The sequence below is a fragment of the Erwinia sp. 2186 genome, assembly GCF_057812255.1.
This window is the reverse complement of the sequence record NZ_CM173824.1, coordinates 830,596-854,344: the sequence shown is the minus strand read 5'-3', so window position 1 is coordinate 854,344 and position 23,749 is coordinate 830,596. Positions and strand designations below refer to the sequence as shown.

The window sequence follows — 23,749 nt, the reverse complement described above, 5'->3', positions numbered from 1 at the left end:
CCAGGAGTGTTTCAACGTGAATCTTTCTACCATGATCCCCGAGCTGCTCTCGGCTTTGCCGCTGACGTTAGCGATTATGTTTGTCGCGCTGATCGCCGGATTCTTTCTGGCGATAGTGGCCACCACCTTGCGCGTGCGCAGGTTACCGGTGCTCAGCCAGCTGGCCGATCTCTATGTTTCCTACGCGCGCAGTGTGCCGGTGGTGCTGCAACTGTTCGTCGCCTTTTATGGTCTGCCGCTGGTCGTCAGCGGGTTTGGCCTGGCGGATTTTATCACCGCCAATATCGCCTCGATGGTCGGGCTCAGCCTGTATCACGGCGGCTATCTGTCTGAAGTGATGCGCCCGGCCTACCTTGCGGTGGAGCGGGGTCAGCATGATGCAGCGGACAGCATGGGTTATACCTTCCGCCAGAAGCTGACGCGCATTATTGGGCCACAGGCGGTACATATGGCTCTGCCGGGTTACGGTAACTCGATCATTTACCTGATCCACAACGTGGCGCTGGTGATGTACATCGGTGCGGCAGATGTGATGGCGACGGCGCACCTGATTATGGAGCGAGATTATAACCAGTATCAGTTCGGGACCTATCTGGTGTTGGCGGTGATCTACTCCCTGCTGTGCCTGGCGGCCTGGCTTATCGTGCGATTCTTCGAGATGCGTCATGCCAAGTACACATCGAAAAGCGCCGCAGCCAAGATAAAGTTCACGGCAAGCGTGTGAAGGAATAAGGACTCAGAATATGTTTGATCTTGATGTGCTGCTGCCGGACTTCTGGAGCATTATGGATGCCGTGCCGGTCACACTGGCGATGGCGGTTACCATCTTTATTATCTCGACGCTGCTCGGTGGCTTGCTGGCGTTCATCGAACACAAAAAGATCCCGGTGCTGCGTCAACTGGTGGTGGTGTACAAAATCACCTTCAAAGGCATCCCGATGGTGGTGGTGATCTTCCTCGCCTATTACGGTTTGCCGCTGGCGCTGCAATCGATCAGTTCACTGCTTGGGGTAGAAATCAACGCGCATGCCATGCCGAACTGGGCGATCATTATTATTGCCCTGACCGCATGTGTTGCCGCGTTCCAGGCCGAAGTGGTGAAAGGGGCGCTCAACTCCTTTGACAGTGGTCAGTCCGATGCCGCGCATTCACTGGGTTACAGCAATGGCCAACTGTTCCGTCGGGTGTTGTTTCCGCAAATTATCGTTGCCGCCATCCCGGATTTGGCGAACTCGTTTATGGTGATCATGAAGGCGCTTTCTCTGGCCTTCGCGATTGAAGTGGTCGATATCTTTGCCCAGGCTCAGCTGACCGCCGCCCTGAACTTCTACTATCTTGAGGCGTTCCTGATTGCCGTGGTGTTCTATATGGTGATTGCCTACGTCGTGACGAAGGTCGCTGATAAGATTGAAGCTGCTCTGCGGGTTCGCACCTGAGGAACAGATTAAGCGGTCTTCTTCACCCCCTGAAACCAGCCTGCGGGCTGGTTTTTTTACGTGTAATTCACAAGCAAAACTTCCCTGGTATGGCGTAGTATAAAAAGTAAAAACGCTGTAATTCACGCCCCGGCATTATGTCAGGCTAAGGTTACCTGCTTGCTGGGTACGCAGTGAGACGGCATCATTTGCATCCTGGCGGCTGTCTCATCAACACCCAACGCCAGTCGTTTACGGGTTCTTTTTCTGCTCTCTCCGGTTTTTTAACTTCCCCACGCATTTCGGCATACGTCCTGCGCGCGGGTCTGTTTAAGTCCACCTCCTGCACTTTGATTTGTAAGCGTAATCTCCCGGTGTCATCACCCCGCGATTTTCTGCTCTGACATTCAATCATCTCCTTGTGCCGCAAAATGTAGGAGATCTGAAAGGTCGCCCGCCGTTCGGTAATAGCAAAAGCGTCGGAGATTTGTTGTCGGTCTATCCAGCTGTTCTGATGCCGGCACCACAACGCGATCAACAGATAGAGAGGTTTATCCGCATACTCCTCCAGAAGTTCTGGGACTTGTGCACTGTCATGGTTGCTTTGCGCCACGACTTTACGCAGCGGAGACTTAGTACTTCTGTCTTTTACGTCCACATCCTGTTCCTCCTTTCCCTGATGAAAAAAATCCCCGCCTCAAAATAAGCTAAGGCAGGGACGATGATTTAAAAATTACCAGCTGTAGTTCACACCGACAGTGGTCTGCCATGGACGTTCAGAATCATGGCCTTTGGTGTAGTCATAGGCGACGTAACCCCCAAAGTTGTCGGTCACTTTCATTTCGGCACCCAGGCCAAGCTGAATGGCAGCGCCATCAATGCTGTTGTTCAGCGTGGCGTTATTCACCCGAGTTTTGTTGTTGTCAGCAAACTCGTTGATGCCAGCCAGATGCAGGTAAGGCTTCAGGTGACCGGCGCCCATCTCGAAGGTGTAGCCGACATCTGCACCCAGTTCACCCTGCAGGGATTTATAATCATTCCCGTTGACGACCATGCCGTTGGTCAGGGTGTAGTGGGCACCGTCGAACGCGCGTCCGGTGGCTTTCACGTAAGGTTCAACAAACAGTCCGTTGTCTTCCCAGGTGTAACCCACCTTCATGCCGAGGCCGTAACCGTTGCCGGAGAACTCCGCATGCGCTTTGCGACCGTCCAGCATCCGCACCGAGGCACTGTTGCTGAAGTGATCGAACTGGCCCTGGGTATCAACAAACAGGCCATTCTCAAAGCGACGGGACAGGTAGAACTGCGCACCGTAGCTATCCAGGTCGCCCGTGCTGTTCATTACGCTGAGGTTAGAACGCGCGGAGCTGAAGGCTAAACCGGCCAGCCAGCTGCCGTTTTTCTCAATGTCGAAACGGTTATCCACACCCAGCATCACGCCATTGGTCTTCAGGTCATAGTCAGCACCTGCAGATACACGCTGTTCGTTTTTACCGCCGAAGTAAGAAATCCACACGCCGCCGTCATCGTTAGACTTACGGGAAGCGTTCAGATGTTTAGCCAGTGCATCAGATTCTAAGGTTGCTACGTTGACCTGAGCCGCCGGGATGCTCAGTGCGGTGGCGGCAGAGTTGGAGAGCTTGCCGCTGCGTTTGAAGTAGACGTTACGCTCGCCCGGTAAGGTGTCGTCATACTCATCTGACGCGATGTACTGGTATACACCCAGCTCGGTTTTACCGGTGAAGGTCGCATCGCTGTTGGCGTCTTTGTAGTTTACAAAGCTGTGGCCAACTTCTGCGTTGTTTTGAGCATCGTCCAGATAGTCGTTGTAAACGTAAGGTTCAATGCCGGAGCTGGCGATATGCAGCAGATAATTACCCGCAGCGCTGCCTTTTACCTGCAGAGAACCCCATTCATATTCGCCGCCCAAGTCCAGCAGCGGAGCGACAATACTGTCACCAATAATAATCTGCGAGCCAAGGTAGTTGCCGTTAACGTCTTTATCCTGCGTCAGGTTGTTATGCACCACCACGCGCGCGGTGCTGAGGTCCTGGGAGCGATTTTTACCGCCCAGGGTCGACGTTTGGCTGTTCAGGTTCACCAGATTCAGCGTTGAGGTGGTCAGGTTCAGGTCATGCAGATTGCTGACCGCGACTTCCGTTCCCTGAGTGGTAGAACGCGCAGCGGCATTCCATACCGAGCCGTTTTTCACGGTCAGATCCGGGTTCCACGTCAGCACCCGCTCAGCGCTTTGATGAGCATAATCGACAGGATTGAACAGCGTGGTGGTGCCGGTGACCTTACCATTTAACACGCTCTGGTCCAGATTAACGGTCACGGGTGTCCAGGCACTGTTGGCATTAGCCAACACGGTTTGATTCGTACTGCTGACCACGTTGTTATAAATTGACTGCGCGGTGGCATGCACGGTTGGCGCAATGTTGGACTGTGAGTTGGCATCGGTCACGTCCACCAGCTGCACGCTAAAGCCGGTGGTGCCGCCTGCGGTGATATCGCCGTTAATGGTGCTGCCAGCCACATTCAGCGTGGTGCCATTGTGGCTACGATCCAGCACGGAGGCGTCAGTGGTGCCGAGGCTTGCTCCGACCGCCGTATAGTTGCCAGCCGAGTCTCTTTTCACCGCGACGGTAATCACCGGAATGTTACCGTCATGTTTGATCGTGACATCCCCATTCAGCGTTGAACTGCTGATATCGGTACGGTTGGCATGTCCCGACAGGGCCAGCGACGTACCCGCAGCATTCACCCCACCGTTCAGGGTTGACTCGTTAATGGTGGCAAACAGACTTGAACCGGTGATATTCACTGCGGTAGACAGCTTGTCGGCCAGCTGATCGTAGGTGTTCTGATTGGTGGAGGTGTGGTTATCCTGACGGACCGCAGCGAGGTTTTGCGCGGTGATCTGCACCTGATCCAGCACGATATTCGCGGTGGCAGGCACCACATTGGTCAGCGTACTGCTGTCAATCTGATTGCCGGCACTGTCAGTCTGCCAGGTCGCACCGGTGTGGCTGAGGGACAGGCCGACGGCGTGCGGACGCTCACTGTAGGCTTGCTCAATGGTGCCGGACTCACTTTCAACGGCGGGACTGACGACATACGCGTCATCAGTCAGAGTATTATTGATAATGCTGTTGCGGATGCTCACCACATCACGCGCGTGACCGTTCCAGCCATTTTCATGCAGGGTGCCGGTCGAAGTGACCGCAGCCGTGACATCCGCCGCGAAGCTTTTCACCTTAGAGTAAATTTCTGCATCCAGCAGACCCACCACGCCACCGACATTCTCGGCCGTGCGCAGGTACACATCGGAGTTGCGATCCAGCTCGATGGTTTTGCTGACGGTCAGCGGGATCTGATGGCCTTGCGAATCAACGACGTAAGTGCCATCCGCATTTTTCTGGTATTCGATATTTCCGCTGGCGTCACGCTGATACAGGGTGACCGCCTGGGTTTTAACATAGCGATTATCCGCCGACCCCATGCGTAGTCCCTGCACCACGTTGGTTGGTCGTGAATAGCCCTGTTCCGTTAAGGAATTGGCCAGACGCTGCCCGTGGACAGAGCGCTGATAACCTTCTTCAATCAGATAGTTAGCATCAAACTCCAGCACGCCCGAAGCACTGTTCAGATAATCCAGATAGCCGCTGCTGCGAACCAGCGCATCAAAGCCTGGCGTTTGGATATTGATCTTCTGCCACGCCGTACCGGCGGTCACATCTTTGCTCCAGGTTAAATCAGAGCCACCAATAAAGACCGCACCGCCACCAGTATACTGTCCATTACCATCTTTACTCAGCGCGCTAACATCCGGCACAGCAATCGCGGCTGCATTAGCCGTCAGCGTGGTAGCGCCAAGACTAAATAAAACGGATAATGCGACAGCGCTCAGACTGAATCTGCATTTTTTCATTACTGAAATTCCTTTTAACATATAAAGACGCACAAAGGGTTATCAAAATAAACCCTGCATTCCTTCAGCAGTTAAACAATTAAGGCACGCAGTCCACAATTTATTAACTCCGAAAAAACATCCATGACATATGGCCTGTTAGGGGTAAATCTTGATTTGGCCTTTCGTTATTTACGTGACGTTATTACAGCCAGCAGTAAATATCGTGGCGAGTATGTGAATTGCAGATAAAAGCTGTAAAACAAATATTTTTTATCGTAATGATCTAAGCAACTTATTAACATACAAACTTAAATCATTGTATTTGATGAATTAATTGGTTTTGTGGCGCTTAAATTAAATAACCCTTTCAAATGACAAATAATGACAAATAATTACTTTAACTTTCCCCTGAGCTGATTAATCGCCATAATGCAAGATTATTCTTAACAGTTAAAGCGGCATAGGATTGGCGATTCATCGGCATAACCGATCGGTGCCACTAAGAATATTCTCAAGCAAAGAAATGACCTCAATAATATTTTTCCTTATAAGCACAGAACAGCTTTTAAAAATAAAGCGCCGCATCCCTTCCGCTGGCGAGATAAAATTAAAAAAAGACGACTTAACACTAAAAAAATTAAATAGCGAACGCCTCAGAAAATAATTAACTCTATACCCTCATCCGTTTAATCTGACTTCAGAACAGGATGAATCACCTGTCCTGACTGACACAGCATCTGACCGTCTAAACAAAGCCACCTGTTACGCATTCCATTAACGTGAAGGTCAGATTAGACAGGTTGTGACCAACGGCCATCACTGCGACGGGAAATACCACGCTGATTGCGGCGTCTGCCGCATTTGAAAGTCTGGGTGACGGGAAGAAAATGTCGCGGGGAAAACTGGGGACTAGTGTCGCCCCCGATCTGATTAGCCTTTCGGGAAAATCCACACGTGCGCGGCCGGCAGTGACAGATGACAGTGCGCCGGGTCGCGCAGTTCTGTGCCGTAGGCGCGGATCACAAAATCATCGCCCGCGGTGCGGAACAGGTATTCCCAGCGATCGCCCAGGTACATGCTGGTCAGCAATGGCAAGGCCAGCGCATTCTCCTCCGGGCCGTCGGTCAGGCGTACCCGCTCGACGCGAATGACCGCGGTGGCATCCTGTCCGACGGTCACCCCTTCGGCTGCCCGTCCCCATAACGCCCAGTCCACGCCCTGAATCCGCGCTTTGCCTTCGCTGACCTCCGTCACCTTGCCATGCAGGCGATTGTTGCTGCCCATAAACTCGGCGGTGAACAGCGTGGCTGGCGAACCGTACATCTCCTGCGGCGTGCCCTGTTGCACAATCACGCCGTTGTTCAGCAACAGAATGCGGTCGGAAATGGCCATCGCTTCGTTCTGATCGTGGGTGACCATCAAGGCCGACAGCCCCAGCTTGACGATCAGCTCACGCAGAAACACCCTCGCCTCTTCACGCAGCTTGGCATCCAGGTTGGACAGCGGCTCATCCAGCAAAATCACCGGCGGGTTGTAGACCAGCGCACGACCAATCGCCACGCGCTGCTGCTGTCCGCCCGACAGCTGGTGCGGATGCCGCTGGCCCAGATGCCCGAGGCCCAGCTGTTCCAGCACCGACTGCACGCGCTGCTTGATCTCCGCCGAGGCCACCTTACGCAGCTTCAGCGGATAGGCGACGTTCTCAAACACCGTCTTGTGTGGCCATAACGCGTAAGACTGGAACACCAGCCCAAGATTGCGTTCTTCCGCCGGGATCTCACTGCGCGGATTGCCGGCATAAACGGTTTTGTCGCCAATAACAATGTTGCCCTGCGTGGGTTTCTCCAGCCCGGCGACCGCACGCAGCAGCGTGGTTTTGCCGCTGCCGGAAGGGCCCAGTAGCGACACCACCTCGCCCTTTTTCAGCTGCATAGAGACGCCTTTCAGCACCGGATTGTCACCATAGGTCAGATGCAGATTTTCTACGGATAGCTCAATCATGTAATTTCACTCCAAAGCGCAGGGCGACACCAAGGCCAATCACCACCAGCAGGATATTGATAAAGGAGAGCGCCGCGACGATATCGATCGCGCCCGCCGCCCACAGCGACACCAGCATCGAGCCAATGGTTTCGGTGCCTGGCGAGAGCAGATAGACGCCGGTGGAATATTCGCGCTCGAAAATCAGGAACATCAGCAGCCAGGAGCCGATCAGCCCGTAGCGTGCCAGCGGGATGGTGACGTGGCGGGTGATCTGCGCGCGGGATGCACCGGTGCTGCGCGCGGCTTCCTCCAGCTCCGGCCCGACCTGCAACAGCGTCGACGAGATCAGCCGCAGGCCATACGCCATCCACACCACGGTATAAGCCAGCCAGACGCTGAAGATGGTGCTGCGCAGTGACCTCAGCCAGACGATAAAGTGTTCTCGCAGCCATTCCGCCATCGGCAACGCCGAAAGCCAGCCATGCTTCAGCGACTGATCCAGCCACATCGGCAGGAACAGGAACACCCACAGAAACGCCAGACCGGCCAGCAGGCCCGGCACCGCGCGCGGCACCAGCACGCTGTAGTCGAGAAAGCGCGTGACGTTATCCGGCTTACGGTGCATGGCAATGCCGATAAACAGGTAGCAGGCCACCGCCAGCGCGCCGCCGAACACGCCGATTGCCATCGAGTTGACGATGGCGCGCAGCAGGTTCGGCTGCTGCCAGATGGTGCGAAAGGTACCGATCGACAGCTCATCCCAGATCGACACGCCGACGCCCCAGTTAGAGATAAATGCGCGCAGCACCACGCCCAGCAGCGGCACGCCAATGGTGATAGTCAGCCATGCGGCCACCACCGCACCGGCCACCCAGCGCCATTTGCCCAGCGGCAGCGCGCGCGCCTGCGACGCCTTGCCCTTCAGCGTCACAAAGCGGTTCGCGGTGCGCATCAGCCGCCGTTGCAGCATCACCAGCGGAATGGTAATGCAGATCAGCACTACCGCGACCGCCGCCATCAGATGGTACGACGGCGTGCCCAGCTTGTTGGTCAGCTGATAAAGATAGGTCGCCAGCACCATATTGCCTTCCGGATCGCCCAGCACCAGCATCAGGCCAAACACCTCCAGCCCGAGGAAGAACAGCAGCACGCTGGCGTAGAGAATCGAAGGTCGCACCATCGGCAAGCTGACCGCCGTCATCACCTGCAACGGCGAAGCACCGGCAATGCGCGCCGCTTCTTCCACGTCCGATCCGACGCTTCTCAGCGCCGAGGAGATATACAGATAGGCATGCGGCACGTGGGTCAGCCCGGCGATCACCACGATGCTCGGCATTGAGTAGATATTCCACGGCACAAAGCCAATCAGCTTTTCTGCCCACAGCGAGAAGAAGCCGACCGGCCCGGCCGCCACCACATAGCCGAATCCCAGTACCATCGGCGAGACGAATATTGGCACCAGGATCAGCGGTTCAATCAGCCGCCGGCCGGGCAGATCGGTTCGCACCATCAGAAAGGCGAGGATGCCGCCTAACGGAATGGCGATAATCACCAGGCCGAAAGCCAGAATAAAGCCAGATTTCAGCGCCTTATAAAAATCGGGATCGGTAAAGATAAACCCGAAGGATTCGAGGCTGAACACTTTCGAAGGGGAAAAGAACGGGGCCGAGAGGAAGCTCTGAACCACAATAAACAGCAGCGGCACATAGATAACCAGCGCGGTTATCAGTACCACGATGCTGCGCGGCAGGCCCTGCCACTTTCTGCGCAATGCTATCATCAGTCATCCCTTGGTTGGTCGGCTAAGACTTGCCGGACGGGGAAACGCAGGCGCGCCAGCACAGCGCGCGCCTGGACAGGAGCCTTATTTCGCCGCGGCTTCGCGCCACTGTTTGATGTACTCAAGGCGTTTTTTCGGCTGCAGGTATTCCAGCAGCGATTCGTCCACCGGGATCGGCTTCAGCGCGTTGCCCAGTCGTTTGGTCATGCCGTCGATATCGTTGGTGCCTTCAATATCGTTACGCAATGACGGAATGTCGGCCTGGCTGGCCAGAATGGTTTGACCTTTTTCCGACAGCACATAATCCAGCCAGAGTTTGGCGGCGTTGGCATTCGCCGCTTCCTTGCTGATAAAGGAGACGCGGGAAAGCACCAACGTGTAATCTTTCGGGTAGGAAATGCCTAACGACGGATCCCCTTTGGCGCGCGCTTCGGCGTAGGAGCCAAGGATGTTAAAGCCAATCAGGTTTTCGCCAGACGAGACCCTTTCCATCATGGTGCCGGTGGATGACTGCACCGCCATCCCGCCTTTCGCCACGTCGGCCAGGGTTTTGAAATAGTTCGCATCGGCCTTGCTGTCCTGCACGGAAAGCATAAAACCGAGGCCGGATTTTTCGATGTCGTAGGTGGTGACTTTCTTCTTAAATTTGTCGGTCTGGCTGGCGATCAGTTTCGCCAGTGCCACATGGGAATCCGGCACGTCGCCCTGCGGGATCAGCCGTTTGTTGTAGATAAACACCACCGGTTCGTAGGTGGTGCCATAGGCTTTTTGCTGCCAGACCGCCCATTTGGGGATCTTGCTGATTTCCGGCGAGGCATATTCCGCCGCATAGTCGGTGGCCAGCTTCAGGCCGGTATCCATCGAGGAGCTCCAGACCACGTCCCCGCTGGTGCCGCCGGACGCCTGCTCGCTGATATAGCGGTTATAGAGCTCGGTGCTGTTCATATCGTTGTATTCGACTTTGATGCCGGGATAGGTGGCCTCAAACCCTTTGATCAGCGGGGCGGCCGCCTTGGTATCGGTGGTGGAATAGATCACCACTTTGCCCTCTTTGACCCCGGCCTCGACCAGCTTCTGGTAATCCGCCGGATAGCCCTGTGGCAGATCGGCGAACACCGGAGAAGCACAGGCTGCTGCCAGGGAAACCATCATCGCACTCAACTTTACGGACATAAATTTAACCTCATGGTTACATTTGGAAAACCTTATCCCAACATATAGCCCTTGCGCGGCGAGGTGCAATCAACATGGCGGCTTATCTTTCGGTTTTGTGAGGTTCGGGGCGGTTTTACGACCTAAAGGCGGGGAAGTCAGCCCTGCACTGCGGAGGCAGGCAGGGCGAAAGCAGAGGGATCAGTGCTGGCGTAAATCGCTGAGGAAACGCTTCGCGCGCTCGTGTTGCGGATTGCTGAAGAAGCGCTCCGGGTTGGCTTTCTCCAGAATTTTGCCCTGATCCATAAACCAGATGGTGTCGGCCACTTCACGGGCAAAGTTCATCTCGTGGGTCACGCACATCATGGTCATGCCCTCCTGCGCCAGGCCGCGCATCACGTTCAGGACTTCGCCGACCATTTCGGGATCCAGCGCGGAGGTCGGCTCATCGAACAGCATCACCGGCGGCTTCATCGCCAGCGCGCGGGCAATCGCCACCCGCTGCTGTTGACCACCGGAGAGCTGCGCCGGATAGGCATTGGCCTTATGCGACAGCCCGACCCTTTCCAGCAGTTCGCCGGCGTGGCGTTTGGCTTCAGACCGCTTAACGCCCAGCACTTTCATTGGCGACATCATGATGTTCTCCAGCACCGAAACGTGCGGGAACAGATTGAAGTTCTGAAAGACAAAACCAATCCGCGTGCGCAGCTGATTCAGCCGGGTGCTGGTGCCGTGAATATCGGTGCCGTCAAACAGGATCTGGCCCTGCTCAATCGGCTCCAGGCGGTTTACCGTGCGGATCAGCGTCGATTTGCCGGAGCCGGACGGGCCGCACACCACCACCACTTCGCCGCTTTGAATTTCTGCACTCAGATCGGTCAGGGCCTGATACTCGCCGTACCACTTGTTGACCTGATTGAACAATATCATGGGTCTCATTTGCCTTCCTTTATCAGTCAGTCTTGGTCAGAAGCAGGACCTGCGCGGTCTGCACGGCATCGGGCGTCACATTGCGGCGTTTGCGTGCAATGCGCTCTTCCAGTTTGTTGGCCAGCCAGGTCAGGCTGAAGCAGATCAGGTAATAGCTGATGGCCACAATCGCAAACACCTGGAAAGGTTTGGTCAGCAGCTGGTTATTCACCTGGTTGGCCGCATAGGTCAGCTCCGGCACGTTAATCACGTAACCCAGCGTGCTGTCTTTGATAATCGACACCAGCTGGCTGACCAGGCTGGGCAGCGCGTTGTACAGCGCCTGCGGCAAAATCACCACCCGCAGGGTTTTCAGGTAGCTCATCCCCAGCGCGCGGGAGGCTTCATACTGGCCGCCCGGCAACGCCTGAATGCCGCCACGCACGATTTCAGCGATATAGGCACTCTCGTAAATCACCAGCGTACACAGCATGGTGGCAAAGCCGCTGATGTTATGGCCAATCAGCAACGGCACGCAGAAGTAGGTCCAGAACACCACCATCAACAGCGGGATGCCGCGCAGCACGTACACCCAGCAGGCGGCGGGCCAGCTAAACCAGCGCCACGGAGAAATCCGCGCCAGGCCCAGCAACACGCCAATCGGGAAAGCCAGCAGCACCGCCAGTACCGAGATCAATAAGGTGCAGAGAACGCCGCCGAGCGGGCCGTTGGGATACTGGCCCATCAGCAGCAGCATGCCGTTATCGTGCAGAATGGTGAAGAGATCAGACATCGGATTACCTCGCGTAAGCCCGCTGGAAGCGACGGGCCAGTAACGCCCCCGCGGCCATCAACAGCAGTGAGAAGAACAGATAGCCCACGGAGGCCACCAGGTAGGCTTCGAAGGTCCGGAAGGTCTGGTTCTCGATATCACGGGTGACGTAGGTCAGTTCGGCCACGCCAATCACCATCGCCAGGCTGGTATTTTTAAACAGCAGCACGGTGTGGTTAAGCAGCGACGGCAGCGCATTGCGGATCGCCTGCGGCAGGATCACCGAACGCATTGAGCGCACGTAACTCATGCCCAGCGCGCGTGAGGCTTCGTTTTGCCCGTCAGGAATGGCGCGCAGGCCGCTGCGAATATCCTCGGAGAAATAGGCCGCCTGGCACAGGCCCAGCGCGCACATCGAGAACAGGAATTCGGCGTTGAAATCATTGACCCACATCTGCACCGACTCCGGCAGCAGCGTCGGGATGGCGAAATACCACATCATCAGCTGGATCAGCGTCGGCACGTTGCGGTGATAGGAGACATACGCCGAGACCAGAAAGACCGCCAGGCGTTTATTGGTTAATCGGATCACCACCAGCAGCAACGCCAGGGCCATTGCCAGCAGCCACGACCCCAGCGCCAGCTTGAGGGTGACCAGCGTGCCGTCGACGATCATCTGCCCAAACTGGCCGGTCAGGACGGCACTGAAATCAAATGTCATCGTCTGTTCACCCCTCGTGAAAGCTGTTATTCAGCGCGGTCGCCGGGACGCATGGTGGAGAGTCCACCCGGCACCTGCAGCGTTGGCGTAATTTCAATGTTGCCGATATTGACGGCCACCGGAGCCGACAGCGCAAAGGCAACGCAGTCGGCAATGTCCTTCGCCTGCGGCAGTTCGAAACCGTCGATAAAGCGGCGGCGCGCTTCTTCCTGATCGCCCATCACGTTGCCGAAGATCTCGGTGGCGACGCGGCCAGGGCAGATTTCGGTGACGCGCACGCGTTTGCCGTAGCAATCAACCCGCAGCTGACGCGACAGGGCATGCACGCCCGCTTTGGTGGCGTGGTAAATCGAGTTGCCGTTAAAGTTATAGATGGCGGCAATCGAGGTAATGTTGATCACATGGCCACGGTCACGCTTCATCATGCCCGGCACCAGCAGACGGCACAGGTGTAGCACCGCACGCAGGTTGACGTCCACCTGGGTATCAATGCCCTCTTCGTCGGCATCCAGAATCGATCCCGGACGGGACACGCCGGCGTTATTGACCAGGATATCCACTTCCAGCTCGTTACACAGACGGGTGATGCCGTCTAAATCGGCCACGTCTAACGCGTGGGGAATACAGCCGGTGCGGGCAGCCAGCGCCGTCAGCTGCTCTGCGCGGCGGGCCACGGCATGGACGGTGATCCCTTCCTGGCACAGACGTTCCACAATGGCTTCACCCATTCCGGCGGAGGCGCCGGTCACCAGCGCGATCTTATAATCTGAAAATGGCATCTCGCCTCTCCTGTCGTTCCCGGCCAACCATTTCGCCGGGTTTAGCAATAAATCTGACTGTATCCAGTAATCCCCAACCGGCATAAGACATAAACGGTGTGAGGCAATAAGGGGGACTTATAACGCCGGGTTCTCCGCGCTGTGCTGACGTAATTGCCGGGAAGGCGACAGCAGCGGGATGGCTAATTCGGCCAGCAGTTCCCGCAGCGTGTGCACCATGGCGATGGATTCCGGCGTGTCGCCATGAACCAGAATCGAGCTGGCATTCACCGGCAGCGTGACGCCATCAATGCTTTGCACCGTGCCGTCCAGCAGCAGCTGACGCACGCGGCTGCGCACCTGGTCTTTATCGTGGATCACCGCCCCGGGCTTGCTGCGGCTGACCAGCAGGCCATCGCTTTCGTAAGCGCGATCGGCGAGAAAGGTACAGACCACCGGCAGCGCCAGCGCCTGCGCCATGCGATCGACCGCATTGCCCGGCATGGTGCTGATGATCATATTGGCATCGAAGGTTTTCACCGCCTGCAGCAGCGTTCGCGCCAGCGCCTCGTCTTCGGAAACCATGTTGCCGAGCGCGCCGTGAAAGCTCATATGCGTCAGCGGATAGCGCGCCGCTGCGGCAAAGGCCGCCAGCGCCCCGAGTTGATAGGTGACGTAATGGGCCATCACTTCCGGCTCAATCTGCATCCGGCGGCGGCCAAAGCCCAGCAGGTCCGGGAAGCCAACGTGCGCGCCCAAATCTACCCCGTGTTGTTTCGCCAGCGCCACCGTGCGCGCCATGATCGCCGCGTCGCCGGCATGAAAACCGCAGGCCACATTGGCGGAGGTGATTAACGGCATCAGCGTGGCATCATCGGCAATCTGGTAATCGCCGAAGCCTTCACCGATGTCGGCATTTAAATCGAGATATTTCATGCGGCCTCCTCAGCGGGAAGCAGCGTGAAGATCGGCTCGCCGTACTCCACGCATTCGCCCTGAGCAATCGCCACCGACGCCACCACGCCCTTTACCGGGCTGCGCAGCGGCAGATAGACCGGCCCGACCTTCAGCAATCCCAGCAGCGCGTCTTTTTCCGCCAGGGCGCCGGGCGTGATATAAGGCCGATCGGCTAAAGGATGCTGCAACAGCACCACGCCAGGCATCGGCGCGCACAGGGATTCGGTTTTTTGTGGCGTGGCCGCAGGCGCAGGCACCGCCGCAGAGGGCGGGAGCACAGGCCGCGGTGACGTTTTCAGCCGCAGGCGATAATGGCCGTCGGTGAGTTCAATGCTACTGAGGCCAGACGCCCGCATCTTGTGGGCGATCTGACGGATATCGCGGAGTGCTAGTGTTCTGTTTTCCATTTCCATCCCGCCGGGAAGACTGACTAAACCGTGGGATCACTGTAGCGTGGCCATCCCGGCGCCTGGTAAGAGCGTTTCGCTTTACGGTGATAAGACAGACTTATTACCCCACCAGCGTCAGCGGGCGGTTGTCCACCGTGCGGTTCGCCATCAGCGACAGCAGAATGCCTTTCACCGCTTCCGCCGGCTGCGACAGCGGCAGGTGATCGGACATGCAGAACGACAGCGAGACCTGAATATCCGGCTGTTCAATCTTCGCCATCCACGCATCGGAGGCTTTTAACATCGCCCGCGCCGCCGATTCCGGCATCACCGTGCAGCCGAGGCCCGCCGCCAGTGCGGCATTCAGCGTGGTCTGCGACTCGATTTCACACTTCACGCGGTAGGCCAGCCCCTGATGAATAAAGGCCTCATCGATCACCTTGCGCATGATGTTATAAATGCGCGGCAGGAACAGTTCGGCGTTAGCGACGTCCGCAAGGCTGACGGTTTTCGCTGGTTTTGCCAGGCTGTGCGGGCAGACGAAATAGAGGTCTTCCTTAATCAGCGGCATAAAGCGCAGCCCGTGAATTTCGCGGTTGCCGTAGATCACCGCCATATCCATCCGGCCATTCATGATCAGCTCGCTGAGTGTGGTGCCGAAGTTTTCATTGAAGTAGAGAATGATGCCGGGGAACTGGCGATGCACCTCTTCCATCAGCGGTAACGCCAGCTGCTGCGCCGCGGTGCCCGGCGCCAGGCCCACCGACACGCTGCCGGAGAGCGCCAGGCCGGAACCGTCGATGGCGCTTTGTGCCTGCTCGCACTGCCGCAGAATGGTTTGCGCGTGGACATACAGCGTTTTGCCGGCCTCGGTAGGCGTCACGCCGCGCTTGGTGCGGATCAACAGCTGCTGATTAACTTCCCCTTCCAGCGTCGCCAGCTGCTGGCTCAGCGCAGGTTGAGCAATATGCAGAATGTCAGCCGCCTGGGTCAGGCTGCCGACATCGACAATTTTAATAAAGTACTTCAGCCGACGGAGATTCATCACCGCGTCCTCAAAATGCGAAACAGAGTCTGATATAAGCAAAATTGATGCCAGGCACGGGCTGAATGCACAAATTGTGCGGCTTATCCGACCGTTACCGCCTGAAGCGTCGCGTTCGGGTTCCGGCCATCGCGCCGATTTTCGGCCCTGCAGGCCGATACGCACCATACCAGTGCATAAGGCTGCCGCGCGGCGGGCTATTATTGTTTTGTGTTATGTCACCACAACAAAGCGCTATTGGCCTGGCTGCGCCATTCATTATTACCCTGCTTGGGTCCGCTCCCCTTTTCAGCCAGATGGCCAGGCGACACGCATGGCGATCGTTCTGGCCCTACTATTGGAATCCAAGCGCCATGCCTGATATTGCCGACCGTTTAAAGAACGTCTCCGTCTCTGCGTCCGTCGCCATGACCCAGAAAGCCCGCGATCTGGCGGCCGGAGGCGTGCATGTTGTGGCGCTGTCGACCGGCGAACCTGATTTCCCGACGCCGCTGCACGCCATCGAAGCCGCCTATGCCGCCGCGCTGGGTGGCGATACCCGCTATCCGCCGACCGACGGCACGCCCGCGCTGCGCACCGCCATCCAGAAAAAATTCCAGCGGGATAATCACCTGCACTATGCCCTGAGCCAGATCCTCACCGCCGGTGGCGCCAAGCAAATCATCTTTAACGCCATGCTGGCCACCATCAATCCCGGCGACGAGGTGATCATCCCGTCGCCGTCGTGGATCAGCTACGCCGATATCGTTAAGTTCGCGGGCGGCACGCCGGTGCCGGTGGCCTGTCCGCAGGAGAACGGCTTTAAGCCCTATCCGGCCGATCTCGACGCGGCGATCACCGACAAAACCAAATGGCTGCTGCTCAATTACCCCAGCAACCCGACCGGTTCCGTCGCCACCCGTCAGGAGTTACAGGCAATCGGCGAGGTGATGCTGCGCTATCCGCAGATCTGGATCATGACCGATGATATCTATGAACATCTGATCTACGACGACGTGACCTTCTGTACCCTCGCCGAAGTGGTGCCTGCGCTGTTTGACCGTGTGCTGACGGTGAATGGCGTCTCGAAAGCCTACTCGATGACCGGCTGGCGGCTGGGATTCTGCGGCGGCCCGCAGGCGCTGATTAACGCCATGAGCAACGTCAATACCCAGAACAGCGGCGGCGTCACCACCCTGACCCAGGCGGCGGCAGTGGCGGTGCTGGAGGGCCCGCAGGACCTGCTGAAAGAGCGGGCGGCAATCTACCGCCAGCGCCGTGATTACGTGCTGGAGCGTCTGACCGCCATAGACGGATTACGCTGCCATAAGCCGCAGGGCGCGTTCTATCTGTTCGTCAATATCGCCGCATTTATCGGCAAAACCACCGCCGGCGGCCGCACCATCAGCAACGATGCCGACTTTGTGCTGGCGTTGATCGAAGAGCAGCATGTGGTCACCGTTCAGGGTGCCGCCTACGGTATGAGCCCCTATTTCCGCCTCTCATATGCCACCAGCATGGACGTGCTGCAGGATGGCTGCAACCGGCTGGCCGCCTTCTGCGAAGGCATGCGTTAAGCGCGGAGCAGCAATAAAAAAGCGGGCAACCTGTTGGGGTTGCCCGCTTTTTTTGTTGCTTACAGTCCGACGACGCGTTTCATCGGCAGGCAGGAATCGCGCAGGCGCGTCAGCCAGCGGGCGATCTCTGCGGCCACCTGAATCGCTTCCTGCGCATCACTCTTCACCAGCTGGATAAACTTGCCGGGCTGAACCTGCGCCAGACGCCACAAATCCTCTTCAATGATCCCGGCCACTTTCGGATAGCCTCCGGCGGTATTGGCATCACTGAGCTGAATAATCGGTTCGCCCGCCGGTGGCACCTGCACAATGCCCGGCACCAGCCCGTAAGATCGCATTTCCACCACGTTGTCCGGCAGGATCGGTTCGCCCGCCAGACGATAGCCGGTGCGGTTGCTCTGCATCGACACCTTCCAGCTCTGCTGCCAGAAGCGTGCATGATCGGCGGCGAACAGCGCGTATTCTCCGGCAGGAATCGCACGCAGCTGCACCACGCCGCTGGCGCTGGTTGGAAACGCATGCGCCATGGCGACCGCAGGCGGCTCAATACCCATTCCGGCGGCCGGCAACGCCAGTGAAAGCGTCTCGCCCTGCGGCAGCCGATCGCCCTTCTGCAACGGTCGGCCTTGATGACCGCCGAAATTGCCACGCAGCGCGGTGCTGCGCGAGCCCATAACCAGCGGCACATCAATGCCGCCCGCGACGCACAGATAGCTGCGCGCGCCCTGACGGGGAAAGCGGCACTCCAGCTCCTGCCCCGCGCGCACCGCGCATCCCCACCACGGCGGCAGGTCAACGCCATCAAGCTGCGCACGGCAGTCTGCGCCGGTCAGCACGATGCTGGTATCGGTCAGAAAGCGCACGCGGAACGGGAACATCTGCACCTCAATGCAGGCGGCGTTTTCGTCATTGCCCAGCAGGATATTGCCCGCCCGTAACGCCAGCGGATCCATCACGCCGCTGACCGAGACGCCAATATGGCGGTAGCCGTTGCGCCCCAGATCCTGCACGGTATTGAGCGCGCCGGTTTTAATCATTTCAATCACAGTTCAATCCTCGCAGGGATAAAGCGCACGCTGTCGCCCGGTGCCATTAACGCAGGATTTTCTGCCAGCGGATCGAAGACGTTAAGCTCCGCAAACCCCAGCGCGTTCCAGCCGTTCGGCCCGGTCAGCGCGGAGACGCCCGCCTGCGCGCCGCCGATGGTCACCGTGCCTTTCAGCATATGCAGCGAGGGGACTTTTTTTCGTGGCGTGGCCAGCGTGGGATCGAGGCCGTGCAGATAGCCAAAGCCCGGCGCGCTGCCCAGCGCAAATACCGTGTAATGGCCGTTGGCATGACGCCGCACCACTTCCGCCGCCGTTAAGCCGGTGTGCTGGCAGATGGCCTGAAGATCGGTGGCATGTTCGCCGCCGTAAATCACCGGAATTTCGATTAGCTTGCCGTTAGGATCCACCGCTTCGGCCTTGTCCCACAGCTCGCTGAGCATCCGCAGCGTGGCGTCGTAATCGGTCGGCGTTTGCACAAACACCACCAGCAGATTGGTGACGCCGGGGATCAGCGAGTCAACGTCCGGGCGGTCGCTGAGCGAGGCCGCCAGCGACCAGATCCGCCGTTGCGCCGGCAAATCAAAGGCACCCGGCGCTTCCACCAGCCACGCACGGCTGCCGATGGTCGAGATCTTCACCCGGTCGCCATGGCCGTGCAGATGAAAAGAGGCGCTCGAAGGCGCCTCACGTAACCGCATCGTCATCGATTATTCCAGAGGTTCGAATTTCAGGCTGGACAGCGGCTGCACCTTCTCTTCGCGCACCATTTTGTAGTCGGTGTTGGGGCCAATCCATTTGTCCCAGATTTTGTCGATGGTGCCGTCATCGTCCATCGCTTTCAGGCTGGTATTCACTTTGGTCAGCAGCGCGGGCTCGCCCTGCTTCATGCCAATGCCAATCGGCTCCAGCGCCATTGGCTCTTTGATCATCCCCAGCTCGATGCCGTCTTTGCCGGCCTGGGTAATCATCTTGATGCCGGTCATGGTGTTGGTGACAAAGCCAACGGCTTTATTCTGCTCCAGCGCGAGGAACGCCGAGGCCGCATCCTGGAAGGTTACCGCTTTGGCGCCCGCCAGATGGATTGACTGCTCGGAAGTGGTGCCTTTGGTGGCACTGATGCGCTTACCTTTAAAGTCGGCTTTGGTTTTGTCGACGTCCGGCTTTTTCACCACCAGCATCTCTTTCGCCACGTAGTACGGGTCGCTGAACTGGATCTGCTTGCCGCGCGTTTTGGTGTACGCCAGGTTGGCAATCAACACATCGGCACGGCCGGTGGCAATCACCGCGATACGGGCTTCAATCGAGGTCGGCATCAGGTTGAGCTTTAGCCCCATCTGCTGTGCCAGCGCGGTACAAAGGTCAACATCCATTCCCACCAGCTGGCGGGTTTTCGGGTCCGGTGATGAAAACGGAGGAACGTCTGAGTAAACGGCACAGTTCAGCTGACCGCGCGCCTGGATATCGGACAGGGCATCGGCCTTAGCGGAAGAAAACGCCATCATTAATGGCAGTGCAAGTACGGAACAAGACAGTAGCTTCAGTTTCATCAGTAATTCCCTGGTCGGTAGCGATGACTTTCGTCCCCTGGCTCAGAATGAGCAAAAATAATGGGTTTGGCAGCGTTTTTACGGTGGCGGCTTTCGGCACCCTGATCCGACTATATAAGCCGCGTTTTGCCTTGTATAAGAGGGAAACCCTGTGTGGGGATATGCATTTTATATGACAGAAAATAGCCTGCTCGCTCTAAGGTAAAACGGACTTCCCCGTGGCGGGAACCGGGTTGCACGATGAAAAGCGAAGGTAATGATGAATTCCAAACTGGGTGTGTTGCTGAAATTACTGTCAGCCCTCTGCGCGACATTAATGCTGGCCTGCGTCAAAGGGCTGAGCGGCACCATTCCGACCGGTGAAGTCATTTTCTTCCGCTCGTTCGTCGCCCTGTTTCCGCTGCTGATCTGGCTGAAAATGCAGGGCAATATTCTGCCGCAAATCAAAACGCGGAATATCTTCGGCCATTTAATTCGCGGCTTTTCCGGCACCGGCGGCATGTATTTCAATTATATGGCGCTGGTCTATCTGTCACTCGCCGACGCCACGGCCATCAGCTACGCCGCGCCGCTGTTCACGGTGATTCTGGCGGCGGTACTGTTAAAAGAGACCGTTCAGCTCTATCGCTGGCTGGCGGTGGTCATCGGTTTCTCCGGCATTCTGGTGATGCTCTCTGCCCATCTGAACGACGGCGGCTCGTTACTGGCCGGTAACGCCTTAAACCTGTCCGCCGGTTTGGGCATTCTGTTAGGGCTGATGGCCGCGCTGTGCACCGCGGTTTCGCTGGTGCAGATCCGCTTTCTGAACGGCATTGAAAAACCCGGCGCGATTGTGTTTTATTTTTCGTTGATGACCATGCTGATTGGCCTGTCGACGCTGTTTTTCGGTTGGGTGATGCCGGATAGCACCCAGCTGTTGCTGTTGGTGGGCTGCGGCTTTTTCGGCGGCATGGCGCAAATTCTTGTCACCCTCAGCCTGCGCTATGCCGACGCCTCGCTGCTGGCGCCGTTTGATTACACCACGCTGGTGTGGTCGATGCTGATTGGCTATCTGTTTCTTAACAGCCTGCCGGGCGCGTCAACGCTGGTGGGCGCGGTGATTGTCGCCTCGGCGGGGATCTTCACCGTCTGGAGCGAAAGGCGCAAGCGCAAGCTGATGATGATCCGCACCCTGACCTGAGTTCGCCGTGCCGACATTTACCGCTCAGCGCACAGGTTTTACTGGCAGCGCGCCAGGTCACACGTTAAGCTCTGCGCAAATTTTTACAGCCAGAACCGATCGCCATGAAAACCAAACTGCTCGCCATCCTGATCCTCGTCGTTATCGCCATTGGTCTTTACCTCGCGCTGAAGCCCCACCCACAGAATCCGCACTACTATGCGGCGGCCTGCGTGATGATTAACGACATCGGCCAGCCGAAAAACCCGGATGAATTTATGGCGAAGTTGCAGACGGTGATCGTCAATGAAAACGCCTCCTATGCCTTTGATAAGGTGGAATTCGATCGCCATTCGGCGCAGGGTGCCAGCCAGCGCTACTACGCGCTGAGCCCGGCACAGCAGGCTGATACCCGCAAAGGTCTGGATAATTGTCTGGCAGTGATGCTGCCCGCCGCCAGACCGTAATCGTTGATGAAAAATGACAGGCCAATTTCTCTGGCCTGTCATTTTTATTTCAGAGACATAAATATAATTTATTAGTATTAAAGTCCTACTGCATTTATACCGCGTCTCAGGAATAGTATCAATAACCATAAACAGTGATGTTTTTGGGCATCCAGGATAAAGCCGGCTATTTATTTAATAAGAGCGAAAAATTATTAATAACCGCTGGGCGTAATTATTCTCCGTGCATTGCGGTTAATTCCTTGTAATTCAGTTACCCCATCTTGCAGTAATCAGAAAAAACCCGCCACTGCCATACCGGAAATTTCTTTATTAACGCCACACGTCCGTAGCTTACGCCTGATGCGTTGCGGCAGACCGCCCGCTGTAAGTATGGATGAAATATCAGCAAGCCAAATAAGAATAAGGCGAAATGATTACCCAGACTGAACCACGCAGTCAGGGCATAATCTGTAAAATCCGGCCAGGCAGGCTGCGCGATATAGAATGTCAGTTAAACAATAGCCACTAAAAATAACTCACATGTCATTCAGACCCTTTTATGAAGGAGGCGATAAAATGCCTGCCGAATATTATTATGTGACACAGCAAAAAGATAAATCTGATTTTCACATGCTGCATCGGGCTGGATGTCCTTCCCTGCCCAGAAAAGAGACGCTGCATTTTATTGGCAGCCTGTACGATGCCTCTCAGGCCATGACCGTGGCCAAAATGCGCGTAGGGCAGAAGGTCAAAGCCTGTTTCATCTGTTGCCGGCCGCAAAATGAGGCGAACAAGCCGCTGCCCGACAAGATGCACGCCCGGCAACATTCGGGAAAGTAACGCGCCTAAGGTCAGTACGGGCCGGTTTCATCAGGGCGATGTCACCGGTTTGGGTCTGAACACGGGCAGGCGGGAAATCGCCTGCCCGTAAGGCGTTACTGACTGACGCGGTAGCGATCCAGCCAGTGCGCATACGGTGCGGGCAGCACCCAGGACGCCTGCTCTTTCTTCAGGTCGCGTGCGGCCTGGTACGTCCAGTTCGGGTTGGCCAGATGCGCCTTGCCGACCATCACCAGATCCAGCTCGCCTTTCTCAATGGTTTGATTGGCAATAAGCGGCGCGTCAATGCCCCAGGCGGACGCCACGGCAATGTTCGCTTCGCGCTTCACGCGGGCCGCAACCGGGGCCAGGAAAGCCGGTCCCCACGGAATGTTTGAGTCCGGCGTGGAGAAGCCGACGCTGACGCTCAGCAGATCCAGGCCGTTAGCGCGGAACTTTTTGGTCAGGTCGATGGCTTCGCTCAGCGTCTCTTCATCGCGGCCATCGTACTCAATCACGCCGAAACGGGCGGTCAGCGGCAGATTTTCCGGCCACTGGTGACGCACGGCATCCAGCGTTTCCAGCAGGAAGCGCCCGCGATTTTCGGCATTGCCGCCGTACTGATCCTGACGCTGGTTGGCGTGAACCGAGAAGAAGCTCTGCGCCAGATAGCCATGGGCAAAATGCAGCTCCAGCCATTCAAAACCGGCCTCACGCGCGCGGCGGGTGGCGTCGGCAAAGTCGTTGCGCACGCGGGCAATATCGGCCAGCGTCATTTCCTGCGGGACCTGCGGCAGGTTGCTGCCAAAGGCCACGGCGGACGGGGAAAGGGTCTCCCAGCTGCGCGGATCGGTTTTAACGATATGATCGTCACCTTCCCACGGCAGGTTGGCGCTGGCTTTACGTCCGGCATGACCAATCTGGATGCCAGGGATGGCACCGGCCGCTTTGATTTCGCGGGCAATCTGCGCCAGCTTTTCCGCCTGCTCGTCATTCCACAGACCTAAACAGCCCGGGGTGATGCGACCTTCTGGCGAAACGGCCGTGGCTTCCACAATCACCAGCCCCGCACCACCGCGCGCCAGGCTGTTGTAGTGCACGCGGTGCCAGTCATTACTGACGCCATCAACAGCGCTGTACTGGCACATTGGCGGCACGGCAATACGGTTACGTAACGTTACGTCTTTCAATTCAAACGGGGAAAATAGCCCTGGCATAGAAACCTCAGTAGTCGAAAACAAATTCAGAAAATAGCGGGATACCATAACGCCCAATGGCACTGCGACCTGTAGCACCAAATGCCATCGGCGGCGTTGCGCGCGGTAACCAATCCCTTTTTCCGGCAATGCTTGGTCTTTATTCGCATTTCCTCT

At 57.1% G+C, this 23,749-nt stretch carries 22 protein-coding genes; 6 read left to right on the top strand and 16 right to left on the bottom strand.

What is annotated here, in order from left to right; translation table 11 throughout:
• The first annotated feature begins 31 nt into the window (after window positions 1-31).
• Together ACXKZG_RS03935 and ACXKZG_RS03930 are read left to right on the top strand one after the other, a co-directional pair.
• Window positions 32-724 (top strand): amino acid ABC transporter permease, encoded by a 693-nt coding sequence (locus ACXKZG_RS03935; RefSeq protein ID WP_488876221.1) that lies wholly within the window; start codon window positions 32-34, stop codon window positions 722-724.
• Window positions 725-743: 19 nt separating this feature from the next.
• A complete protein-coding gene (locus ACXKZG_RS03930) occupies window positions 744-1,436 on the top strand; it encodes an amino acid ABC transporter permease (RefSeq protein ID WP_105760159.1) in 693 nt (230 codons plus the stop codon).
• Window positions 1,437-1,620: 184 nt separating this feature from the next.
• Here the strand turns inward: ACXKZG_RS03930 and ACXKZG_RS03925 are convergent, their stop codons facing one another.
• From ACXKZG_RS03925 to nac, 12 genes are all read right to left on the bottom strand, one after another.
• On the bottom strand, window positions 1,621-2,073 hold the full coding sequence (locus ACXKZG_RS03925; RefSeq protein WP_181151425.1) for a CaiF/GrlA family transcriptional regulator: 453 nt from the start codon (window positions 2,071-2,073) through the stop codon (window positions 1,621-1,623).
• A gap of 75 nt (window positions 2,074-2,148) precedes the next feature.
• Window positions 2,149-5,349: an autotransporter outer membrane beta-barrel domain-containing protein gene (locus ACXKZG_RS03920; protein WP_488875731.1), complete on the bottom strand. Its 3,201-nt coding sequence runs from the start codon at window positions 5,347-5,349 to the stop codon at window positions 2,149-2,151.
• A 912-nt stretch (window positions 5,350-6,261) separates the two neighbouring features.
• Window positions 6,262-7,332: an ABC transporter ATP-binding protein gene (locus tag ACXKZG_RS03915; protein ID WP_013203751.1), complete on the bottom strand. Its 1,071-nt coding sequence runs from the start codon at window positions 7,330-7,332 to the stop codon at window positions 6,262-6,264.
• On the bottom strand, window positions 7,325-9,094 hold the full coding sequence (locus ACXKZG_RS03910; protein WP_013203752.1) for an ABC transporter permease: 1,770 nt from the start codon (window positions 9,092-9,094) through the stop codon (window positions 7,325-7,327). The genes ACXKZG_RS03915 and ACXKZG_RS03910 overlap by 8 nt, the downstream gene beginning before the upstream one ends.
• Window positions 9,095-9,178: 84 nt before the next feature.
• The gene (locus tag ACXKZG_RS03905; RefSeq protein WP_053144682.1) at window positions 9,179-10,267 is read right to left on the bottom strand and encodes an ABC transporter substrate-binding protein; all 1,089 of its coding nucleotides are present in this window, start codon (window positions 10,265-10,267) and stop codon (window positions 9,179-9,181) included.
• A 180-nt stretch (window positions 10,268-10,447) separates the two neighbouring features.
• A complete protein-coding gene (locus ACXKZG_RS03900; RefSeq protein WP_013203754.1) occupies window positions 10,448-11,185 on the bottom strand; it encodes an amino acid ABC transporter ATP-binding protein in 738 nt (245 codons plus the stop codon).
• 13 nt (window positions 11,186-11,198) lie between these two features.
• A complete protein-coding gene (locus tag ACXKZG_RS03895) occupies window positions 11,199-11,948 on the bottom strand; it encodes an amino acid ABC transporter permease (protein WP_105760164.1) in 750 nt (249 codons plus the stop codon).
• A gap of 4 nt (window positions 11,949-11,952) precedes the next feature.
• Window positions 11,953-12,648, bottom strand: coding sequence for an amino acid ABC transporter permease (locus ACXKZG_RS03890; RefSeq protein ID WP_488875730.1), 696 nt, complete (start codon window positions 12,646-12,648; stop codon window positions 11,953-11,955).
• A gap of 26 nt (window positions 12,649-12,674) precedes the next feature.
• Window positions 12,675-13,427 (bottom strand): SDR family oxidoreductase, encoded by a 753-nt coding sequence (locus ACXKZG_RS03885; protein ID WP_488875729.1) that lies wholly within the window; start codon window positions 13,425-13,427, stop codon window positions 12,675-12,677.
• Window positions 13,428-13,544: 117 nt separating this feature from the next.
• Window positions 13,545-14,342: a LamB/YcsF family protein gene (locus ACXKZG_RS03880; protein WP_134822716.1), complete on the bottom strand. Its 798-nt coding sequence runs from the start codon at window positions 14,340-14,342 to the stop codon at window positions 13,545-13,547.
• Complete coding sequence (locus ACXKZG_RS03875) at window positions 14,339-14,770, bottom strand: acetyl-CoA carboxylase biotin carboxyl carrier protein (RefSeq protein WP_167738378.1); 432 nt, start codon at window positions 14,768-14,770, stop codon at window positions 14,339-14,341. The genes ACXKZG_RS03880 and ACXKZG_RS03875 overlap by 4 nt, the downstream gene beginning before the upstream one ends.
• Before the next feature lie 103 nt (window positions 14,771-14,873).
• The gene (gene nac / locus ACXKZG_RS03870) at window positions 14,874-15,797 is read right to left on the bottom strand and encodes a nitrogen assimilation transcriptional regulator NAC (protein WP_013203760.1); all 924 of its coding nucleotides are present in this window, start codon (window positions 15,795-15,797) and stop codon (window positions 14,874-14,876) included.
• 353 nt (window positions 15,798-16,150) lie between these two features.
• Between nac and ACXKZG_RS03865 the strand changes: the two genes are divergently transcribed.
• The gene (locus tag ACXKZG_RS03865; RefSeq protein WP_151036591.1) at window positions 16,151-17,353 is read left to right on the top strand and encodes a pyridoxal phosphate-dependent aminotransferase; all 1,203 of its coding nucleotides are present in this window, start codon (window positions 16,151-16,153) and stop codon (window positions 17,351-17,353) included.
• Between the two features lie 59 nt (window positions 17,354-17,412).
• Here ACXKZG_RS03865 and ACXKZG_RS03860 read toward each other — a convergent pair whose 3' ends face one another.
• From ACXKZG_RS03860 to ACXKZG_RS03850, 3 genes are read right to left on the bottom strand one after another with little or no spacing between them, the layout of a single operon-like run.
• A complete protein-coding gene (locus ACXKZG_RS03860) occupies window positions 17,413-18,399 on the bottom strand; it encodes a 5-oxoprolinase subunit C family protein (RefSeq protein ID WP_488875728.1) in 987 nt (328 codons plus the stop codon).
• Window positions 18,396-19,100 (bottom strand): 5-oxoprolinase subunit PxpB, encoded by a 705-nt coding sequence (gene pxpB / locus ACXKZG_RS03855; protein ID WP_488876220.1) that lies wholly within the window; start codon window positions 19,098-19,100, stop codon window positions 18,396-18,398. Before pxpB ends, ACXKZG_RS03860 begins: the two co-directional genes overlap by 4 nt.
• Window positions 19,101-19,109: 9 nt before the next feature.
• Entirely contained in the window at window positions 19,110-19,949 is an 840-nt protein-coding gene (locus tag ACXKZG_RS03850) for an ABC transporter substrate-binding protein (RefSeq protein ID WP_013203764.1), read from the bottom strand.
• A gap of 259 nt (window positions 19,950-20,208) precedes the next feature.
• On the opposite strand from ACXKZG_RS03850, the gene ACXKZG_RS03845 reads away from it, so the two are divergent.
• The 3 genes from ACXKZG_RS03845 (at window position 20,209) to ACXKZG_RS03835 (ending at window position 22,397) form a co-directional block, all read left to right on the top strand.
• On the top strand, window positions 20,209-21,129 hold the full coding sequence (locus tag ACXKZG_RS03845) for a DMT family transporter (RefSeq protein WP_134822719.1): 921 nt from the start codon (window positions 20,209-20,211) through the stop codon (window positions 21,127-21,129).
• Window positions 21,130-21,233: 104 nt separating this feature from the next.
• Window positions 21,234-21,575 carry a hypothetical protein gene (locus tag ACXKZG_RS03840; protein ID WP_134822720.1) on the top strand — a complete coding sequence of 114 codons (342 nt, stop codon included), beginning with the start codon at window positions 21,234-21,236 and terminating at the stop codon, window positions 21,573-21,575.
• Window positions 21,576-22,133: 558 nt separating this feature from the next.
• Complete coding sequence (locus ACXKZG_RS03835) at window positions 22,134-22,397, top strand: hypothetical protein (RefSeq protein ID WP_134822721.1); 264 nt, start codon at window positions 22,134-22,136, stop codon at window positions 22,395-22,397.
• A 95-nt stretch (window positions 22,398-22,492) separates the two neighbouring features.
• On the opposite strand, the gene ACXKZG_RS03830 is transcribed toward ACXKZG_RS03835, so the two are convergent.
• Entirely contained in the window at window positions 22,493-23,593 is a 1,101-nt protein-coding gene (locus ACXKZG_RS03830) for an NADH:flavin oxidoreductase/NADH oxidase (RefSeq protein ID WP_134822722.1), read from the bottom strand.
• Window positions 23,594-23,749 lie beyond the last annotated feature (156 nt).

Bases quoted from the DNA above. Each gene is read 5' to 3' on its own strand.
- ACXKZG_RS03935 (WP_488876221.1), top strand. From the start codon at position 32: ATGATCCCCGAGCTGCTCTCGGCTTTGCCGCTGACGTTAGCGATTATG.
- ACXKZG_RS03930 (WP_105760159.1), top strand. From the start codon at position 744: ATGTTTGATCTTGATGTGCTGCTGCCGGACTTCTGGAGCATTATGGAT.
- ACXKZG_RS03920 (WP_488875731.1), bottom strand. From the start codon at position 5,349: ATGAAAAAATGCAGATTCAGTCTGAGCGCTGTCGCATTATCCGTTTTA.
- ACXKZG_RS03915 (WP_013203751.1), bottom strand. From the start codon at position 7,332: ATGATTGAGCTATCCGTAGAAAATCTGCATCTGACCTATGGTGACAAT.
- ACXKZG_RS03910 (WP_013203752.1), bottom strand. From the start codon at position 9,094: ATGATAGCATTGCGCAGAAAGTGGCAGGGCCTGCCGCGCAGCATCGTG.
- ACXKZG_RS03905 (WP_053144682.1), bottom strand. From the start codon at position 10,267: ATGTCCGTAAAGTTGAGTGCGATGATGGTTTCCCTGGCAGCAGCCTGT.
- ACXKZG_RS03900 (WP_013203754.1), bottom strand. From the start codon at position 11,185: ATGAGACCCATGATATTGTTCAATCAGGTCAACAAGTGGTACGGCGAG.
- ACXKZG_RS03895 (WP_105760164.1), bottom strand. From the start codon at position 11,948: ATGTCTGATCTCTTCACCATTCTGCACGATAACGGCATGCTGCTGCTG.
- ACXKZG_RS03890 (WP_488875730.1), bottom strand. From the start codon at position 12,648: ATGACATTTGATTTCAGTGCCGTCCTGACCGGCCAGTTTGGGCAGATG.
- ACXKZG_RS03885 (WP_488875729.1), bottom strand. From the start codon at position 13,427: ATGCCATTTTCAGATTATAAGATCGCGCTGGTGACCGGCGCCTCCGCC.
- ACXKZG_RS03880 (WP_134822716.1), bottom strand. From the start codon at position 14,342: ATGAAATATCTCGATTTAAATGCCGACATCGGTGAAGGCTTCGGCGAT.
- ACXKZG_RS03875 (WP_167738378.1), bottom strand. From the start codon at position 14,770: ATGGAAAACAGAACACTAGCACTCCGCGATATCCGTCAGATCGCCCAC.
- nac (WP_013203760.1), bottom strand. From the start codon at position 15,797: ATGAATCTCCGTCGGCTGAAGTACTTTATTAAAATTGTCGATGTCGGC.
- ACXKZG_RS03865 (WP_151036591.1), top strand. From the start codon at position 16,151: ATGCCTGATATTGCCGACCGTTTAAAGAACGTCTCCGTCTCTGCGTCC.
- pxpB (WP_488876220.1), bottom strand. From the start codon at position 19,100: ATGCGGTTACGTGAGGCGCCTTCGAGCGCCTCTTTTCATCTGCACGGC.
- ACXKZG_RS03850 (WP_013203764.1), bottom strand. From the start codon at position 19,949: ATGAAACTGAAGCTACTGTCTTGTTCCGTACTTGCACTGCCATTAATG.
- ACXKZG_RS03845 (WP_134822719.1), top strand. From the start codon at position 20,209: ATGAATTCCAAACTGGGTGTGTTGCTGAAATTACTGTCAGCCCTCTGC.
- ACXKZG_RS03840 (WP_134822720.1), top strand. From the start codon at position 21,234: ATGAAAACCAAACTGCTCGCCATCCTGATCCTCGTCGTTATCGCCATT.
- ACXKZG_RS03835 (WP_134822721.1), top strand. From the start codon at position 22,134: ATGCCTGCCGAATATTATTATGTGACACAGCAAAAAGATAAATCTGAT.
- ACXKZG_RS03830 (WP_134822722.1), bottom strand. From the start codon at position 23,593: ATGCCAGGGCTATTTTCCCCGTTTGAATTGAAAGACGTAACGTTACGT.